The organism is Streptomyces sp. NPDC058758, from assembly GCF_042746075.1.
Lineage (GTDB): Bacteria > Actinomycetota > Actinomycetes > Streptomycetales > Streptomycetaceae > Streptomyces.
Map to the genome: position 1 here is coordinate 62,851 of NZ_JBHYPS010000001.1, position 17,982 is coordinate 80,832.

At 76.1% G+C, this 17,982-nt stretch carries 13 protein-coding genes; 6 read left to right on the top strand and 7 right to left on the bottom strand.

The window, feature by feature from the left end:
• Positions 1-114: 114 nt before the first annotated feature.
• The 3 genes from ACFW6A_RS00310 to ACFW6A_RS00320 all read left to right on the top strand — a co-directional run bounded on the left by ACFW6A_RS00310 (position 115) and on the right by ACFW6A_RS00320 (position 6,184).
• Positions 115-2,127, top strand: a complete 2,013-nt coding sequence (locus ACFW6A_RS00310) for a SpoIIE family protein phosphatase (RefSeq protein WP_351842341.1) — start codon at positions 115-117, stop codon at positions 2,125-2,127.
• A complete protein-coding gene (locus ACFW6A_RS00315) occupies positions 2,124-4,904 on the top strand; it encodes a SpoIIE family protein phosphatase (RefSeq protein WP_351842239.1) in 2,781 nt (926 codons plus the stop codon). Before ACFW6A_RS00310 ends, ACFW6A_RS00315 begins: the two co-directional genes overlap by 4 nt.
• Positions 4,905-4,981: 77 nt before the next feature.
• The gene (locus ACFW6A_RS00320) at positions 4,982-6,184 is read left to right on the top strand and encodes an amidohydrolase (RefSeq protein ID WP_386637957.1); all 1,203 of its coding nucleotides are present in this window, start codon (positions 4,982-4,984) and stop codon (positions 6,182-6,184) included.
• Between the two features lie 62 nt (positions 6,185-6,246).
• Here the strand turns inward: ACFW6A_RS00320 and ACFW6A_RS00325 are convergent, their stop codons facing one another.
• From ACFW6A_RS00325 to ACFW6A_RS00335, 3 genes are all read right to left on the bottom strand, one after another.
• Positions 6,247-7,713 carry an APC family permease gene (locus ACFW6A_RS00325; protein WP_351842243.1) on the bottom strand — a complete coding sequence of 489 codons (1,467 nt, stop codon included), beginning with the start codon at positions 7,711-7,713 and terminating at the stop codon, positions 6,247-6,249.
• A complete protein-coding gene (locus ACFW6A_RS00330; protein WP_351842245.1) occupies positions 7,710-8,996 on the bottom strand; it encodes an amidohydrolase in 1,287 nt (428 codons plus the stop codon). The genes ACFW6A_RS00325 and ACFW6A_RS00330 overlap by 4 nt, the downstream gene beginning before the upstream one ends.
• Before the next feature lie 612 nt (positions 8,997-9,608).
• Positions 9,609-10,760, bottom strand: a complete 1,152-nt coding sequence (locus ACFW6A_RS00335) for a hypothetical protein (protein WP_351842247.1) — start codon at positions 10,758-10,760, stop codon at positions 9,609-9,611.
• 208 nt (positions 10,761-10,968) lie between these two features.
• Here ACFW6A_RS00335 and ACFW6A_RS00340 point away from each other — a divergent pair, with 208 nt between their 5' ends.
• The gene (locus tag ACFW6A_RS00340; protein ID WP_351842249.1) at positions 10,969-11,790 is read left to right on the top strand and encodes an NAD(P)-dependent oxidoreductase; all 822 of its coding nucleotides are present in this window, start codon (positions 10,969-10,971) and stop codon (positions 11,788-11,790) included.
• 276 nt (positions 11,791-12,066) lie between these two features.
• Here the strand turns inward: ACFW6A_RS00340 and ACFW6A_RS00345 are convergent, their stop codons facing one another.
• The gene (locus ACFW6A_RS00345; RefSeq protein ID WP_386485006.1) at positions 12,067-13,041 is read right to left on the bottom strand and encodes an AraC family transcriptional regulator; all 975 of its coding nucleotides are present in this window, start codon (positions 13,039-13,041) and stop codon (positions 12,067-12,069) included.
• Between the two features lie 55 nt (positions 13,042-13,096).
• Between ACFW6A_RS00345 and ACFW6A_RS00350 the strand changes: the two genes are divergently transcribed.
• Positions 13,097-13,336, top strand: coding sequence for a hypothetical protein (locus tag ACFW6A_RS00350; protein ID WP_351842253.1), 240 nt, complete (start codon positions 13,097-13,099; stop codon positions 13,334-13,336).
• 45 nt (positions 13,337-13,381) lie between these two features.
• Positions 13,382-14,608 (top strand): TerD family protein, encoded by a 1,227-nt coding sequence (locus ACFW6A_RS00355; protein WP_351842343.1) that lies wholly within the window; start codon positions 13,382-13,384, stop codon positions 14,606-14,608.
• Positions 14,609-14,626: 18 nt separating this feature from the next.
• Here the strand turns inward: ACFW6A_RS00355 and ACFW6A_RS00360 are convergent, their stop codons facing one another.
• The 3 genes from ACFW6A_RS00360 to ACFW6A_RS00370 form a co-directional block, all read right to left on the bottom strand.
• Positions 14,627-15,643 (bottom strand): 1-aminocyclopropane-1-carboxylate deaminase, encoded by a 1,017-nt coding sequence (locus tag ACFW6A_RS00360; protein ID WP_351842255.1) that lies wholly within the window; start codon positions 15,641-15,643, stop codon positions 14,627-14,629.
• Positions 15,644-15,716: 73 nt separating this feature from the next.
• The gene (locus ACFW6A_RS00365) at positions 15,717-16,412 is read right to left on the bottom strand and encodes a GntR family transcriptional regulator (protein ID WP_351842257.1); all 696 of its coding nucleotides are present in this window, start codon (positions 16,410-16,412) and stop codon (positions 15,717-15,719) included.
• 115 nt (positions 16,413-16,527) lie between these two features.
• On the bottom strand, positions 16,528-17,973 hold the full coding sequence (locus tag ACFW6A_RS00370; RefSeq protein WP_386637963.1) for an alkaline phosphatase PhoX: 1,446 nt from the start codon (positions 17,971-17,973) through the stop codon (positions 16,528-16,530).
• Positions 17,974-17,982: the final 9 nt, after the last annotated feature.

The following is a 17,982-nucleotide window of genomic DNA, read 5'->3' on the forward strand; positions in this document are numbered from 1 at the left end:
CCGCAGGCCCCTGACGCCCCGGGCGATCCGCGGGCCCCGGGTGGCGCGGAGGCGGCGGGCGGTGGCTCCGGGCCCGGCTCCCGGGGGACGGGGGCCTCCTTCGACGGGCAGGGGCTGCTCGACGTGATCGGGGTGGCCGCCGTCGTGGTGGACGCGGCCGGGCGGATCGTGCTGTGGAGCCCGCAGGCCGAGAGCCTCTTCGGCTACCGGGCCGACGAGGCCCTCGGGCAGTACGTGGCCCGGCTGATCGTCGGCGAGGAGCACCGGGCCGACGCGATGCGGCTCTTCGGCGAGGTGCTGGGGCGCGGCACCACCTGGGCGGGCACCTTCCCCGTACGGCACAAGGACGGGTCGACCCGCGAGGTGGAGTTCCGCAACATGCGGCTGACCGACGACCTGGGCGACCTGTACGCGCTCGGCATCGCCGCCGACCGGGCCACCGTCGCCCGGGTGGAGACGGAGCTGGCGCTCTCCGACCGGCTGGTCGAGCAGTCCCCGATCGGCCTCGCGGTCCTCGACCCCGAGCTGCGGTACGCCCTGGTCAACCCGGCCCTCGAACGGTTCGACGGGGTCCCGGCCGCCCGGCACCTGGGGCGCCGGCCCTCCGAGGTGCTGCCCTGCGCGGCCGCGGAGCCCCTGGAGGCGGCGGCCCGGCAGGTGCTGGAGAGCGGGGTACCCCGGCTCGGCCTCCGGGCGGTGGGCACCACCCCGTCCGACCCGGGCGGCGGCGAGCACGCCTGGTCGGTGTCCTTCCACCGGCTGGAGGCGGCCGGGGGCCGGGTCCTCGGGGTGGCGGCCTGGGTGGTCGACGTGACCGAGCGGTACCGGGCGGACGCGGAGGCCGACCGCTCCCGGCGGCGCCTCGCCCTGATCGCGGACGCCTCCGCCCGGGTCGGCACCACCCTGGAGGTGGAGCGGACGGCGGACGAGCTGGCGTCGGTGGTGGTGCCGGCCCTCGCCGACGTGGCCGCCGTCGACGTCCTCGACTCGGTGCTCGCGCTGCGCCGGCCGGGCACCCCCGAGCAGGGCCCGGCGCTCTTCCGCGCCCTGGCGGTGAAGGCCGGGCACGAGACGGAGGCGCTGCCCGCCGCCGACCCGCCCGGCTCGGTCGCGCTCTACGGCGCGGACCGGCTGGTCACCCGCTGCGTGCGCACCGGACGACCGGTCCTGGTGGCCCGGGTCGGCCCCGAGGACCTGCCGCGGATCGCGCGGAGCCCCGAAGCCGCCCGGCAGCTGGCGCGGGCCGGGGTGCACTCGTACCTGGCGGTGCCGCTGATCGCGCGCGGGGAGGTGCTCGGGGCGCTCGACCTGAAGCGCGACCGGCACAACCCGCTGCCGTTCGACCGGGAGGACCTGCTGCTCGCCGTGGAACTGGCGGCCCGGGCGGCGGTGAGCATCGACAACGCCCGCTGGTACCAGAGCGTGCGGAACTCGGCCGTCACGCTCCAGCGCAGCCTGCTGCCGGGCGATCCGCCCGTCCGCCCCGGCCTGGAGGCGGCGGCCCGCTACCAGCCGGCCCAGGCGTCCAGCGAGGTCGGCGGCGACTGGTACGACGTGATCGCGGTGCCCGGCGGGAAGACGGCCCTGGTGGTGGGGGACGTGATGGGCAGCGGCATCGACGCGGCGGCGACCATGGGCCGGCTGCGGACCGCCACCCGCGCCTTCGCCGACCTGGACCTCTCCCCCGGCCAGGTGCTGCGGCACCTGGACCGGATCACCCTCGGTCTGGAGCAGTCCATCGCCACCTGCCTGTTCGCCGTGCACGACCCGCGGCGGCACCGCTGCCGGATCTCGAACGCCGGCCACCTGCCGCCGGTGCGGCTCCCGGCCGACGGCCCGGCCGAGCTGGTCGGCCTCTCCACCGGGGTGCCGCTCGGCGTCGGCGGGGGGACCTTCCGCACCGCGCGGGTGCCCTTCCTGCCCGGCGACCGGCTGGTGCTGTACACCGACGGGCTCATCGAGACCCGGGACGCCCCCATCGACGAACGGCTCGCGCTGCTCGTCGCGCTCGTCGACGCGACCCGGGAGCTGTCCCTGGAGGAGAGCTGCGACCGGCTGCTGCGGGAGCTGCGCCGCCCCGGCGCCCCGGACGACGTGGCGCTGCTCATCGCCCGGAGCACCGGATGAGCGCCCGGCGGGGCGGGCCCCGGCGCGGCTCGGGGCTGCGGAGCCTCGCGGGACAGGTCCTCGCCCTGGAGGCGCTGATCGCGCTCCTGGTGATCGTGGCGGCCGTCCTGGTCACCTTCCAGCAGGCCCGGCAGGACGTGCTGCGGGACGCCGAGGTGCGGTCGCTGGCGGTGGCGGAGGCCTTCGCCAAGGCGCCCGGCGTGGACGACGCGCTGACCTCGCCGGACCCGACGGCGGCGCTCCAGGAACGGGCGGAGCAGACCCGGGTGGCGACCGGCGTGGACTTCGTCGCGGTGCTCGGCACCGACGGGGTGCGGTACACGGACGTGGAGACCGGGCTGATCGGCCGGAAGGCGACCGGCGACCTCTCCCGGGCGGTGGTGGACGGCGAGTCGTACACGGAGACCTTCCGCGGCGCGCCGAACGACGCGGTGCGGGCCGTGGTGCCGGTGGTGGCCGACGACGGCCGGATCGTCGGCATGGTGACGAGCGGCATCGAGGTGCAGTCGCTGAGCGAGGCGGTGCGGGGCCGGCTGGTGGTGCTGCTGGCCGCGGGCGGCGGCGCCCTGCTGCTCGCGGTGGGCGGCGCGGCGCTGGTGTCGCGGCGGCTGCGGCGCCAGACGCACGGGCTGGGGCCCGCCGAGATGACCCGGATGAAGGAGCACCACGAGGCGGTGCTGCACGCGGTCCGCGAGGGCGTGCTGATCGTCGGCGCGGACGGGCGGCTGCTGCTCGCCAACGACGAGGCGCGGCGGCTGCTCGGCCTGCCGGCGGACGCCGAGCGGCGGCCGGTCGGCGAGCTCGGGCTCGATCCCCGCACCGTCGAGCTCCTGGAGTCCGGGCGGACCGCGACGGACGAGGTGCACCGGGCGGGCGACCGGCTGCTCGCGGTCAGCGTGCGGCCCACCACCCCGGACGGCTCCGGCTCGGGCAGCGTGATGACGATGCGGGACACCACGGAGCTGGCCGCGCTCTCCGGGCGGGCGGAGGTGGCCCGGGGCCGGCTCCAGCTGCTGTACGAGGCGGGGGTCCGGATCGGGACGACCCTGGAGGTGGTCCGGACGGCGGAGGAGCTGGCGGAGGTGGCGGTGCCGCGCTTCGCGGACTTCGCGACGGTGGAACTCCTGGAGCCGGTGCTGCGGGGCGAGGAGCCGCCGCAGGACTCGACGCTGTCGGAGATGCGCAGGACCGCGCTGAGCGGGCTGCGGGCGGAGCAGCCGCTCCAGGGGGTCGGCGAGGTGATCCGCTTCCACGTGCCGAGCACGCCGATGGCGACGGCGCTGGCCGAGGGGCACGCGGTGGTGCAGCCGGAGCTGGCGGCGGCGGACGGCTGGCGGGCGCAGGACCCGGAGGGGGCGGCCGGGGCGCTGGCGTACGGGATGCACTCGCTGGTGACGGTGCCGCTGCTGGCCCGGGACGTGGTGCTGGGGATGGCGAACTTCTGGCGGTCGGACACCCCGGAGCCGTTCGGGGAGGAGGACCGGGAGTTCGCGGAGGAGCTGGCGGCGCGGGCGGCGGTGGCGATCGACAACGCCCGGCGGTTCACCCGGGAGCACGCGATGGCGGTGACGCTCCAGCGGAGCCTGCTCCCCCGGGTGCTGCCCGAGCAGAACGCGGTGGAGGTGGCGTACCGCTACCTGCCGGCGAAGGCAGGGGTCGGCGGCGACTGGTTCGACGTGATCCCGCTGCCGGGGGCGCGGGTGGCGCTGGTGGTGGGCGACGTGGTGGGGCACGGGCTGCACGCGGCGGCGACGATGGGCCGGCTGCGGACGGCCGTGCACAACTTCTCGACGCTCGACGTGCCGCCCGACGAGATCCTGGGCCACCTCGACGAGCTGACCGGGCGGATCGACGAGGAGGGGGAGCCCGCGGCGGCGGGCGAGGGCGGGCGGGGGCGGCGGGAGGAGACCATCACCGGCGCGACCTGCCTGTACGCGATCTACGACCCGGCGTCCGGGGTGTGCACGGTGGCGAGCGCCGGGCATCCGGGGCCGGCGGTGGTGGACGCGGAGGGGAGGGTGGAGTTCCCGCCGCTGGCGCCGGGGCTGCCGCTGGGGCTGGGGCTGGGGGACGTGCCGTTCGAGTCGACGGAGCTGCGGCTCGCGGAGGGCAGCACGCTGGTGCTCTTCACGGACGGCCTGCTGGAGGACCACGGGCGGGACCTGGGGGCGGGGCTGCGGCTGCTGCGCAGTTCCCTGGAGCGGCCGGACCGGAGCCCCGAGCAGATCTGCGCGGACGTGCTCGCCCACCTGCTGTCGCCGGCGCCCCGGGACGACATCGCGCTGCTGGTGGCGCGGACCCGGCGGCTGCCGGCGGACCGGATCGCCGAGTGGGAGGTGGCGCGGGACCCGGCGGCGGTGTCGCCGGTGCGGAACGCGGCGGCGGCCAAGCTCTCCGAGTGGGGGCTGGACGAGGCGGCGTTCGCGGTGGAGCTGATCCTGAGCGAGCTGGTCACCAACGCGGTGCGGTACGGGGCGGACCCGGTGCGGGTGCGGCTGCTCCACGACCGGACGCTGGTGTGCGAGGTGTCGGACGGCAGCAGCACCTCGCCGCACCTGCGGCACGCGGCGGAGACGGACGAGGGCGGGCGGGGGCTGTACCTGGTGGCGCGGTTCGCGGAGCGCTGGGGGACGCGGTACGGGCGGCGGGGGAAGACGATCTGGGCGGAGCTGCGGGTGGGGCCGGACGGCGGGCCCGGCGGGCCCGGGGTCGCCGGTCCGGGGCCCGCGCCGACGGCGGCGCTCGACCTGGACGCGCTGGAGAAGCTGGCCTGGTGAGGGGGCCGTCGCCGCTTCGGAGCGAGGCCCCCACATGGTATACCAAAAGGGTTCCGCCCGAGCCGAAGGAGACCTCCGTGAGCCCCACGCCCCGCACCGCGACCCTCTTCCACGACGTACGGCCCCTCGGCGGCCCCGCCCGTGACCTGATCGCCGTCGACGGGGTGCTCGTCGCGGAGGTCCCCGAGGGCGCCGCCGTCGAGCGGGTCGACGGCGGCGGGCGCCTGGCCCTGCCGACCCTGGTCGACGCGCACGTCCACCCGGACAAGACCTCCTGGGGCGAGCCCTGGTACCGCCGCCGCCCCGCCGAGGGCATCGCGGAGTACGTCGCCGGGGACGTGGACCTGGCCCGCACCCTGCCCACCCCGGTGGGCGAGCGGGCGCTGCGCCTGATGTCCCACGCGGCGGCCCTGGGCACCCGCGCGATGCGGGCCCACGCGGACGTGGCCCCGGCCTACGGCCTGGCCGGCGTCGAGGGCATCGCGGACGCCGCCGCGAAGCTGGCCGGGATCGTCGACGTCGAGCTGGTCGCCTTCCCGCAGCACGGCGTGGTCCGCGAGCCGGGCGCGGCGGAGCTGCTCGCCGAGGCCGCGGCGAGCGGTCTGGTCAGCCACATCGGCGGCATCGACCCGACCGGCTTCGACGCCACCGGCGACCGGGACGGCGACCAGCTCGGCCTGGTCTTCGGCCTCGCCGAGAAGCACGGCCTCGGGCTCGACGTCCACCTCCACGACCGGGGCGAGCCGGGCCTCGCGGTGATCCGGGACATCGCCGCCCGCACCCGCGCGGCCGGCCTGGGCGGCAGGGTGGCGGTGGCGCACGCCTTCGCCGTGGCGGGCCTGGCCGGCCGGGAGCTGGACGAGCTGGCCGACCTCCTCGCCGGGTCCGGGGTCGCGCTGACCACGGTCGCCCTGGGCGAGACGACGGTCCTGCCGTTCCGGCGGCTCGCCGAGCGCGGGGTGACGGTGGGCCTCGGCTCGGACGGCGTCCGCGACAGCTGGAGCCCGTACGGCAACGGCGACATGCTGCACCGCGCCTGGCTGGCCGGCTGGGCCCTGGACGCCCGGCTCGACGAGGAACTGGAGGCCTGCTTCGACGTCGCCGCCCACGGCGGCGCGGCGCTGATGGGCCTGCCCGCCGCCGACCTGCGCCCGGGCTCCCCGGCCGACTTCATGCTGGTCGAGGGCGAGTGCCTGCCCCAGGTCGTGGTGGACCAGCCGCGCCGGGACCTGGTGGTCCGGGCGGGCCGGGTGGTGGCCCGGGACGGCCGCCTGGTCTGAGCCGTACGCACGGGAGGGGGGCGGGTCCTCCGGCAGGACCCGCCCCCCTCCCGCGTGCGCGCTCAGCCGCGTTCCACGTCCACCGTGGTGAGCGAGGCGTACCGCTCCGGGTCGGCGCGCCGGATGCGGAGGGCGACGGCGAGGCCGGCCGCCAGGACCAGCGGCAGCGGCACCAGGAGGGCGGTGTTCACGGCACCGGTGCGGCCGGTGAGCAGGTCGAAGTGGACCACGGCGAGCACGGTGAGCAGGGCGAGTCCGGCGCAGGAGACGAGCGGCGCCACGACCACCCGGAACACCGGGAGTCCCTTCCGGTCGCGCCGGAAGTAGGCCCAGACGGCGAGCGCGGTGAGCGCCTGCATGCCCATGATGCCGAGGACGCCGACGCTGTTGGTCCAGAGGAAGACCTCGCCGTACGGGTCGGCGGCGAGGAGCGCGCCGGCGCCGGTCAGCAGCAGGTTGAAGCCGGTCTGGGCGACGACGGCCCCGCCGGGCGAGCCGTGCTTCCCGGAGACCGCGCCGAGCCGGCGGGGCAGCAGGCCCTCGCGGCCGAGGGCGTAGAGGTAGCGGGCGCCGGCGTTGTGGAAGGCGAGGGTGGCGGCGAAGGCGCTGACGATGATCAGCGCGTGCATGGAGTCGGCGAGCCAGGGCCCGGCGTAGGTCGCGGCGGCCGTGAAGGTGAGGTCCGTCCCGCCGTCGCCGCGGGCCAGTTCGACGGCCCGGCCGGTGCCGAAGGCGCCCATGATCAGCCAGCAGCCGAGGGCGTAGAAGACGGCGAGGAAGCCGATGGCGATGAAGGTGGCGCGGGGCACGGTCCGGCGCGGCTCGCGCACCTCCTCGGCGAAGATCGCGGTGGCCTCGAAGCCGGTGAAGGCGCCGATGACCAGGACGAACATGCCGGCGGCGCCGCCCGCGGCGAGGGTGGAGGGGGCGAAGGAGGCGGTGTCGAGGGCGGCGGTGCCGCGCTCGGCGAGGATGCCGCCGTCCATGATGACGAGGGAGAGCACCTCCAGGACGAGGGCGATGCCGAGGACCTTGGCGCTGAGGGTGACCTTCAGCCAGCCGAGCACGCCGACGGCGAGGACGCAGGCACCGGAGAGCAGCCACCAGGGGACGTCGAGGCCGGTGGCGTCCCTGACCGATCCGGCGGCGAAGTAGCCGAAGGCGGCGGCGACTCCGGGGGTGACGAGGTTGTAGGAGACGACGGCGACGTAGGCGGTGCCGACGCCGAGGACGCGCCCGAGGCCGTGGGAGACGTACGCGTAGAAGGCGCCGGCGTTGCGCACGTAGAGGCTCATCGCGGTGAAGCCGGCGGCGAAGAGGGCGAGCAGGATGCCGGAGACGAGGTAGGCGAGCGGGGCGCCCGCGCCGCCGATGCCGATGGCGAAGGGGGCGACGCCGGCCATGACGGTGAGCGGGGCGGCGGCGGCCACGACGAAGAAGACGAGGTCGAAGGTGCCGATCCGGCCGGAGGCGAGGCGGCCCGCCGGTTCCGCCGCGTCCGGCGCGGTCGGCAGGGTGTCGGTGGTCATCTGGTTCCTCCGGCAGGGGGGAGCTGGGGCGCGGGGACGGCGTAGGCGGTGTCCGGGGCGGGGCCGGTGATCCGGCCGGCGTGCAGCACGAGCAGCCGGCGGGGGTGGGCGGCGACGGCCTCGGGGACGGAGCCGGCGGCGACGGCGACGAGGTCGGCGCGGGCGCCGGGGTGGAGCCCGTACCCCTCCAGGCCGAGGGCGGCGGCGGCCTCGCCGGTGACGAGGGCGGCGGCGTGCCGGAGTTCGGGGTCGGTCATCAGGCCGGAGCGCAGGCCGATGATCGTGGCCCGCTCCAGCATGTCGGCGGTGCCGTAGGGCCACCAGGTGTCGCGGATGTTGTCGGAGCCGGCGAAGACCCGGACGCCCGCCTCGTGGAGGCGCGGGACGGGTGGCATGGGGCCGCTGGGCCCGTTGGTCATGATCGCGACGCCGGCGGCGGCCAGGGCGGCGGCGGTGCGGGCGAGTTCGGCGTCGTCGACGTCTCCGAGGGCGTAGGCGTGACTGACGGCGACCCGGCCGCCGAGCCCGGCGGCGGCGGTGCGGGCGGCGATGTCCCTCAGCTGGGCGGTGCCGGTCTCGCCGCCGTCGTGGAGGTGCAGGTCGATGCCCTTGCCGTGGCGTTCGGCGAGGGAGAAGACGGTGTCGAGCTGGCCGGCGGCGTCGCCGTCGAAGCCGACCGGGTCGAGGCCGCCGACCAGGTCGGCGCCGTCGGCCAGGGCGGCGTCGAGGAGTTCGGCGACGCCGGGGGCCGTGACGACCCCGCTCTGCGGGAAGGCGACGAGCTGGATGCCGAGCCGGTCGCGGAACTCCTCGCGGACCTCCAGGACGGCGTGCAGGTGGTCGAGGCCGGTGTCGGGGTCGACGTCGACGTGGGAGCGGACGTGGCCGGTGCCGAGGGAGACCATCCGGCGGGCGAGGGCGGCGGCCCGGTCCCGTACCGGCACGGGGGTGTCGCGCCGGGCGGCGCGCTCGGCCTCGATCTGCTCGCGGAGGGTGGCGGTGGCCAGGTGGGGACGCCAGGGGCCGCCGAGGAGGGTCTTGTCGAGGTGGGCGTGGCCGTCGACGAGGGCGGGCAGCAGGAGGGCGCCGTCGAGCGGGAGGGCACCGGCCGGGGCGGGGCGGCGGGGGTCGTGGTCCTCGACGGCGTGGATCCGGCCGCCCCGGAGGAGGACGTCGGCGAGGCGCCCCTCGGGGAGGGTGGCGCCGAGGAGGGCGGTGGGCTCGTCGCCGAGGACGGGCGGTGCGCAGCGGGCGGTCGGGGGCGGGGCGGTGGCCTCGTTCATGGGGCTCCTTGGCGGTTTTCCGAGCGGCTCGATGGGATACGAGAAGGGTCACTTCCCCCGCCGACCCCTTCAGGTCGCCCTGGCGAGAGCGACGCGGGACAACATAATTGGTATACCAAATGTCAGGCAATGGTTTCCGAGCAGGGAATTCCGCCACCCGCCCCAAAGCGCGAGGACCCCACCCCGTCCCGGGGCGCCCGGCTGGAGCGCTCCCCCGCAGCGGAAGATCGCCGAGGAACCGGTGGTTTCCCGGGCGCCGGTGCGCGAGGCCGTGCGGCGACCGGGGGCGAAGGCCTCCGCGCCGCCCGCCGCGCCGGGGCCCGGTGGTGGCGGGCGTCGGGCCGCGCGAGGCGGCCTCGCTCGACGCCGACTCCCCTCAGCGGCTCGCCTCCGCCGAGGCGGACGGCGACGACCCGATGCGCGGGGAGCACGAGCGGCTGCACGAGACCGTCCGCGACGGCACGGCGGACGAGACCCCGGCCCGCGCCCGCGTGGCCGGCACCCGCGCCTCGGCCCTCCGCCTCCCCGCCGGACGGCCGGAGGCGGGCACGGAGACGGAAACGGAGGCGGAGACGGAAGCGGAGGCGGGGGGGCAGGGACAGGGGCGAGCGGCTAGCCCAGGCGCGCCAGGGCGGTGCGGACCGCCGCCAGGTCGCCGTCGGAGGCCAGGCCCGCGTGGTAGAGCCGGAGTTCGGTGGCGCCGTCGGCGAGGGCGCGCCGGGCGTCCTCGGCGAGGCGGCCGGGGGTGCCGCCCATGCCGGTGACGACGGAGAGGTTGGCCGCGAGGGCGGCGCCGGCCGGCCGGTGCGCGGCGAAGGCGGCGAGCCGGTGGGGCCGGGCCACCACCCCGTCGGCGAGGCCCAGGACGTGCGCGGGGTCGGTGCCCGCGTCGGCGCCGCAGCGGTACGGGTCGGGGTCGGCGTGCAGCAGGATCCGGAAGCCGGGCGGGGCGGCGGCCCGCACGGCTCCGACGACGGCCTCCTGGAGGGAGCGGGCCGTCCGGGCCCGCCAGGCGAGGGCGGCCGCCTCCGGTGCGCCGAGGTCCCCGGCGGGTCCGGTGCCGGCCCAGACCGGGGCGAGGGCGGCGCGGACGGCGGCGGCCAGCGCGTCCGGGTCGGCGCCCCCGTCCGCGTACCCCTGCCGGCAGTGCGGGCAGAAGCAGAGCGACAGCAGCAGCTGGGCGCGGTCGTCGAACGGGACGCCGCCGGTCTTGTCGTGGGCGTGCAGGTGGGCGTAGCCGTACCAGCCGCAGGACTCCAGCTCGGTGCCGGTGGCGCCGGGGCGGACGGCGGCCTCGGCGGCGAGGTCCACCAGGAGGGCACGGACCTCGGGGTGCGCGATGCAGGGGGCCCACGGGTAGCGGTCGCCGTGGGCGTTGACGACGGAGGTGTCCGGATGGTCGGCGCCGAGCCGGGAGTTGTGGGCGAGGACGACCCAGCTGTGCACGGCGAGGCCGGTGCCGTCGAGCGCCTCCGCGGCCCGCGCCCAGGCGTCGCCGGGGGCCCAGTCGCCCGCCGGGTACGGGGCGAGCCGGCGGCCGGCCCAGCGGCCGGGGTCCGGCGGGTAGAGCACGGCGGCGTGCTCGGCGGTGACGACCCGCCGGTCCGGGTGGCGGGGGCTGAGCGCCCGGGTGGAGTGGTACGCGGCGGCGAGGGTGACCTGCTGGACGCCGAGCCCGGCGAGGAGCGCGGGGGCGGCGGGGTCGCCGTCGACGTCCCAGGGGTAGAGGAAGGCTCCCGTACGGGGGCGGGCGGGGGTGGTCACGGGCGCTCCCGGGAGTACGCGTCACACGGGTCCTGGACGTTCACATCCATGAACGACGCTCGCACGCTAGCTCTCCCCCGCTACCCCGGTCAAGACGAACGCACCCGGTGAGACGGCACCTTGACGGCCTCTCCGCCCCCTCCCTAGCGTGTCCACGTCCGTGAATGGCCGCCCACCGGCGACGCGCCCAGCCGAGGAGAACCGCCCGATGCCCGCACCCCGCACCCTCCTGCTCACCGGTGCCGCCGGCGGCGTCGGCACCCTCATGCGGGAGCTGCTCCCCGCCCACGGGTACGCGCTCCGCCTCCTCGACGCCGTCCCCGTGCCCGGCGCGCCGGACGCGATCGTCGCCGACCTCGCCGACCGCGCGGCCCTGCGCGAGGCGGTGCGCGGCGTGGACGCGGTCGTGCACCTCGCCGGCATCTCCCTGGAGGCCGACTTCGACGCGATCGTCGCGGCGAACGTCACCGGCCTCCACCACCTCTACGAGGCGGTCCGCGAGGAGGGCGTCCGCCGGGTCGTCTTCGCCTCCAGCAACCACGCCGTCGGCTTCACCCCCCGCCCGCGCGACGGCGAGCCCCCGGTGGCGGTCACCACCCCGCACCGCCCCGACACCTTCTACGGCCTCTCCAAGTGCTTCGGCGAGGACCTGGCGCAGCTCTACTGGGACCGGCACGGCGTCGAGACCGTCTCCGTCCGCATCGGCTCCTGCTTCCCCGAGCCCACCTCGGTCCGGATGCTCTCGCTCTGGCTGAGCCCCGCCGACTGCGCCCGCCTGCTGCACGCGGCGCTCACCGCGGAGTCCGTCGGGCACACCGTGGTGTACGGCTCCTCCGCCAACACCCGCGAGTGGTGGGACCTGTCGACCGCCCGCGCCCTCGGCTACGACCCGCGGGACGACTCGGAGGCGTACGCGGAGAAGCTGCTCGCCGAGCGGGGCCTCCCGGAGAAGGACAGCCCCGACGACCTCTACCTGGGCGGCGGCTTCACCACCCCCACGCCGCCCCGCTGGCCGCACCCGACCGCGTGAGCCGGCGGCCCGGGCCGCCGGGTCCGGGGGCCGCGGGGGCCGGCGCTGCCGGGGCCGGTCGGGGACGGAGCGGACGTCCGCGGGCCCGGCCGGTGATACGGGGGAGCCGGCCGGGCCCGGTTCGACGGCGCGCGCTGGCAGCGCCGGACCTCCCCACCGTAGGACGCCGCCAAGATCGCCGCGAGCCGCGTAACGCGGCCTCTGTCCGGAATGCGCGGCCGTCGGGGGCACGGAGGCACACCGGGGCGCACCGTCCGCCTCAGGGCGCCAGCCGCCTCAGGGCGCCGTCCGCAGCGTCCGCGACGGGGACTCGCCGAACTTCTCGCGGTAGTGCGCGGCGAACCGCCCCTGGTGCGCGAAGCCCCAGCGCCAGGCGACCTCGCTCACGCTCACCTCGTCCGGCTCCGCCGCCCGCAGCTCCTCGCGGACCCGCTCCAGCCGGACCTCCCGGACGAAGGCCATCGGCGACATCCCGACGTACTCCCGGAAGGACTCCTGGAGCCGGCGGACGCTCACGCGCGCGTGGACGGCGAGTTCGCCGGTGGTGAAGGGGTGCTCGGGGCGCTCCCGCACCGCGTCCATGGCCCGCTTGACCGGCGCCGGCCGGCGCGGCCCGCCGGGGTGGGCCAGCTCGTCCCGCCAGGGGTGCTCGGCGGCCAGCAGCAGCCCGTTGAGCAGCGCCTCCTGGAGCGGGCGGGCGACCAGTTCGTGGTGGGCGAGGCCCTCCCCGGCGAGCGCCTCCGCGGCGACCCTGCGGGCGAACCGCACCCAGCCGAGCCCGGGGCCGCGCGCGATGTCGAGGCGGGGGCGGAAGACGAGGCCGCCGTGCGGCGGGCGGCCGAGCAGGCTCTCCAGCCGGTCGCGCAGCTCGGCGGCGCCGACCTTGACGGAGAGGATCCGCCCGTCGCCGCTCCAGCGGTCGAGGAAGGTGTCCCCGGCGGGGTCGAGGAGCAGCGCCTCGCGGGCGGAGGCGTACACGGCGGGTCCGCGTCCCTGGCGCATCTCCATGGTGCCGCTGAGCGGCGCGTTGACGTGGTAGGCGCCGAGTTCGCCGAAGCTCATCCGGACGTCGGCCCCGCAGCTGAGGTCGCCGATGACCAGCGGTCCGAACTCGACGATGTCGAAGCGGGCCGCGAAGGAGCGGTGCTCGTCGACGACGTCCATCCGGCTCGCGTAGTAGCGCGCGTCGAGTTCCTGGCGCGCCTCGTCGACGTCCCCGGTCTCGAAAGAGCTCCCACCCGCAGCACCCACGATGCGAAAGATAATTCATATGACGGACCTGCCCGGGACGGGCAGGATGCCCGGCATGCCACGACCCCAGGGATTCGCGTACCAGGAGCGCAAGGACGGCTCCGTCGTCCTCACCCACCACGGCCGCGCCGCCGGCGTGCTGCGCGGCGCCAGGGCGGTGAGGTTCCTGGCCGAGGCGGAGTCCGGCGACCCCCAGCTGGTGATGGCCCGCTGGACCGGCGCGTACCGTTTCGGCAACGAGCGGCAGGCCCGGAACCACCCGCGTAACCAAGGTGGCCGAACCCGCCGCGGGTAAGGGAACGGCAAAGGGACCCGGATCGTTGAGCCTGGCATGACCGCAATGACCCCCGGCTCGAACCTTCCTCTCACCGCCCCCCGCGTGGCGGTGGACGTCGCCGCCCCCGTGCGGCTCGACGTCTCGGGCCTGCTGCTCGGCGCCGACGGCAAGGTGCGCTCGGACGACGACTTCATCTTCTACAACCAGCCCGCCGGCCCCGGCGTCACCTACCGCTCCGGCGGCGGCACCGCGCCCGACGCGATCCTGGTGGACACCGGCGGCCTGCCCGCCGGCATCGAGAGGATCGTGGTCACGGCCAGTCCGGACGCCGCAGGCCAGACCTTCCAGGGCATCGAGCCCACCGCGACCGTCCGCGAAGCCGACAGCGGCGCGGTCATCGCCACCTTCACCCCGCCGCAACTGGCCACCGAGACGGCCCTGGTGGTCGTCGAGATCTACCGGCGCAACGGCGCGTGGAAGGTCCGCGCCGTCGGCCAGGGGTACGCGAACGGCCTGGCCGGCATCGCGACCGACTTCGGCGTGAGCGTGGACGAGGAGCCCGCCGCCCCGGCCGCCGCGCCCCCGGCCCCGGTCGCGCCGCCCGCGCAGACGCTGCCCTCCTTCACTCCCCCGCCGATGCCGCCGGCTCCCCCGGCGGACCCGCGGCTCGCCGCCGCGGCCCCGGCCGCCCCCGCCGCCCCGGCCCCCACCGGCAAGATCAACCTCGACAAGGGCCGGGTCAGCCTCCAGAAGAACCAGACGGTGTCGCTGGTCAAGGGCGGCCGCCCGCTGCTCTCCCAGGTGAAGATGGGCCTCGGCTGGGAGCCCGCGTACCGGGGCAAGGACATCGACCTGGACGCCTCGGTCATCGCCTTCGGCCCCCAGCGCAACCACCTGGACAGCTGCTACTTCGGCAAGCTGAACATCCTCGGCGGATCGATCCGGCACTCGGGCGACAACCTGACGGGCGAGGGCGGCGGCGACGACGAGGTCATCACCGTCGACCTGGGCCGGCTGCCGGCCGACGCCACCGGTCTGGTCTTCACGGTGAACTCCTTCTCCGGACAGAAGTTCACCGAGGTCGCCAAGGCCTACTGCCGACTGCTGGACGCGTCGACCGGCGAGGAGCTGGTGCGGTTCGACCTGACCTCCGCCGAGCCGCAGACCGGCGTGATGATGGCCAAGCTCATCCGGCAGTTCTCCGGCGAGTGGGAGATGACGGCGATGGGCGACTTCGTGAAGTCCCGGACCGTCCGGGGCATGGTGAAGCCGGCCGCCCAGGCGCTCTGAGCGGCCGGCCCCCGCGCGCTAGAACAGCGCGCTGTAGGCGTTGAGGGCGGGCTGGCCGCCGAGGTGGGCGTAGAGCACGGTCGCGTCGGACGCGATCTCGCCCCGGTCCACCAGGTCGATCAGCCCGGCCATCGACTTCCCCTCGTAGACGGGGTCGGTGACCATGCCCTCGGTGCGGGCGGCCAGCCGCATCGCGTCGAGGGTGGCCTCGTCCGGAATGCCGTAGACGCCGGCGTGGTAGCGCTCGTCCAGCTCCACGTCGGCGCCGGTGAGCGCGCGCTCCACCCCGATGAGCGCGGCGGTGTTCCGGGCGATCCTGGTGATCTGCCCGTGGGTCTCGGCGGGCTTCGCCGAGGCGTCGATCCCGATGATCCGACGCGGCCTGCCGCCCTCCTCGGCGAGCGCGGCGAAGCCGGCGACCATGCCGGCCTGGGTGGAGCCGGTCACCGAGCAGACCACCACCGTGTCGAAGAAGACGCCCAGCTCCCGCTCCTGCTCGGCCACCTCGTAGGCCCAGTTCGCGAAGCCGAGGCCGCCGAGCGGGTGGTCGGAGGCACCGGCCGGGATCGCGTACGGCTTTCCGCCGCCCTCCTCGACCTCGCGCAGCGCCTGCTCCCAGCTCTCCTTGAAGCCGATCCCGAAGCCCGCGCGCACCAGCCGCACGTCGGCGCCGGCCAGCCGGCTGATCAGGATGTTGCCGACCTTGTCGTAGACGGAGTCGGGCCACTCGACCCAGCTCTCCTGCACCAGCACGCACCTGAGCCCGGCGCGGGCGGCGACGGCGGCGACCTGACGGGTGTGGTTGGACTGCACGCCGCCGATGGAGACGAGGGTGTCGCAGCCCTGCGCGAGGGCGTCCGCGACCAGGTACTCCAGCTTGCGGGTCTTGTTCCCGCCGTACGCGACGCCGGAGTTGCAGTCCTCGCGCTTGGCCCACAGGGCCGCGCCGCCGAGGTGGTGGGCGAGCCGTTCGAGGGGGTGGACCGGCGAGGGTCCGAAGAGGAGCGGATAGCGGTCGAAGTCGGTGATCGGCACGGGCGGCTCTCCCTGGGGTGGCGGACGGGACGGGGGTACGGCTCCGAGGGCGGTGGCGCGGCACCGGCGCGGGTCACGGCCCCGCGGGCGCGGGGATCCCGGTGACCTCGGCGACCTCGGTGGCGTCGTCGGCGAGCTGCTCCAGCGCGGCCCAGATCTCGCTGGTGATCCGGACGGCCTCCTCCGCGTCCCCGGCGGCGCAGGCGTCGATCAGGCGGGCGTGCAGCTCGGCGGAGCCGCAGCTGCCGGAGTCCCCGAAGAGCCGGCGTTCGACGCGGCGGATCAGCGGGGTGTAGCGGTCGATGGTGGCGGCGGCCGCGTGGTTGCCGCTGGCGCCGACGAGGACCTGGTGCAGCTCGTCGTCGGCGGCGAGGGCGGCCTCGACGTCGGAGGCGCGGACGGCGGCGGCGAAGCGCTCGTTGGCCTCGCGCATCGCGCGGATCGCCTCGGGGCCGAGCAGCGGCACGGCGGTGCGGGCGGCGAGCTCGTGCATCACCCGCACGACGGAGGCGGCGTCCCGGACGATCCGGGTGACCGGCCGGGTGACCCGGGTGTAGCTCTGCGGCTTGGTCTCGACCAGGCCCTCGACGGTGAGCCGGGCGAGGGCGTCGCGGACCGGCGCGCGGGAGAGGCCGAGCCGGTCGGCGAGGTCGGCGTCCTTCAGGAGGGCGCCGGGGGCGAGGTCGCCGCGCACGATCGCCTCGCGCAGCGACTCGTAGGCCCGGTCGCGCAACAGGGTCCGGCCCACGGGCCGCAGAGCGTCGTCCATGGACTGACAGGTTAGATGTCAGTCCATGGAGCCGACAGGGGAGCGGGGAACCTGGCGGGAACCCGACGCGGATCCTCACCGTTTCCCCGCGGGAGCCGGCCGGGCCGGCGGCGCGTCAGCGGCGGGGCTGGCGGCGCCAGGGGCCGGTGATCGCGACCATGATGCCCGGCGTCTGGATGCTGGCGTACAGGGTGTCGCCGTCGGGCGAGAAGACGACGCCGGTGAACTCGCTGTCGTTGAGGTCGTTGCGCGCGATCGGGTAGGTGCGGCCGGCGTCGGTGGCGCCGAAGAGGTGCGACACGCCCTCGCCGTCCTCCGCGATGACAAGCCCGCCGTACGGCGACACGGTGATGTTGTCCGGGCCGTCGAAGGCGCCGTCCTCGTCGGGCGCGGCGTTCACGCCGAGCAGCACCTTGAGGGTGAGGGTGCGGCGCTTGGGGTCGTAGAACCAGACCTGGCCGTCGTGGGCCGCTCCGGGGCTCTCCTCCCGGGCGTACGAGGAGACGACGTAGGCGCCGCCGTCGGCCCACCACATGCCCTCCAGCTTCCGGGCGCGGGTGACCTGGCCGTCGGCGAACTGCTTGCGGACCGGCGTGGTGCGGCCGTCGCGGTCGGGGACGTCCGTCCAGTCGACGCCATAGACGGTGCCGATGCGGGTGGCGCGGGAGAGGTCGTCGACGAACCGCCCGGCGGAGTCGGTGCACTTGGCGGCCTGGAGGACGCCGGCGTCGTCGGCGAGCGGGCGGTAGCGGCCGCGGCCGTGCTCGAAGCCCTGCGGCGGGACCCAGCGGAAGAGGAGCCCGTTGGGGTTGGAGGCGTCCTCTGTGAGGTAGGCGTGGCCGCGCTTGGGGTCGACGACGACGGCCTCGTGGTCGTAGCGGCCGAAGAACTTGAGGGGCTTGGGGTCGAGGTTGGCCCGGCGGTCGCGGGGGTCGACCTCGAAGACGTACCCGTGGTCCTTGGTCATGCCGTTCTTGCCGGCGAGGTCGGAGTTCTCCTCGCAGGTCAGCCAGGTGCCCCAGGCGGTGCGGCCGCCGGCGCAGTTGGTGGAGGTGCCGGCGATGCCGACCCACTCGGCGACGGTACCGTCGCGCTGCACCTCGACGACCGTGCAGCCGCCGGCCGCGGCAGGGTCGTAGACGAGGCCCTCGGTGAGCGGGACGGGGTGCTCCCACTTGGAGCGGGCCCCCTTGAGCTCGTGGTTGTACACGATGTACGTGGCGCCGCGCGGGCCGGCGAAGGTGGCGGCGCCGTCGTGGTTGGAGGGGGTGAACTCGCCGCTCTCCAGGCGGGTGACGCCGGTGCGGGTGACGACGCGGTAGGAGAAGCCCTCGGGCAGCGCGAGGATGCCGTCGGGGTCGGCGACGAGCGGGCCGTAGCCGAGTCGGTGGTGGCCGTGGCCGTGCCCGTCGTGCCCGTGGTCGTCGTGGCCGGGGCCGCCGTGCGCGCGCTCGTCGCTCGCGAGGGCCTCGGGGGCGGTGGCGAGGACCCCGACGGCTCCGGTGAGGGCGAAGCCGGCGGCGGCGGACTTCTGGGTGAACTCTCTGCGGTTGAGCGCCATGGTGTGCGG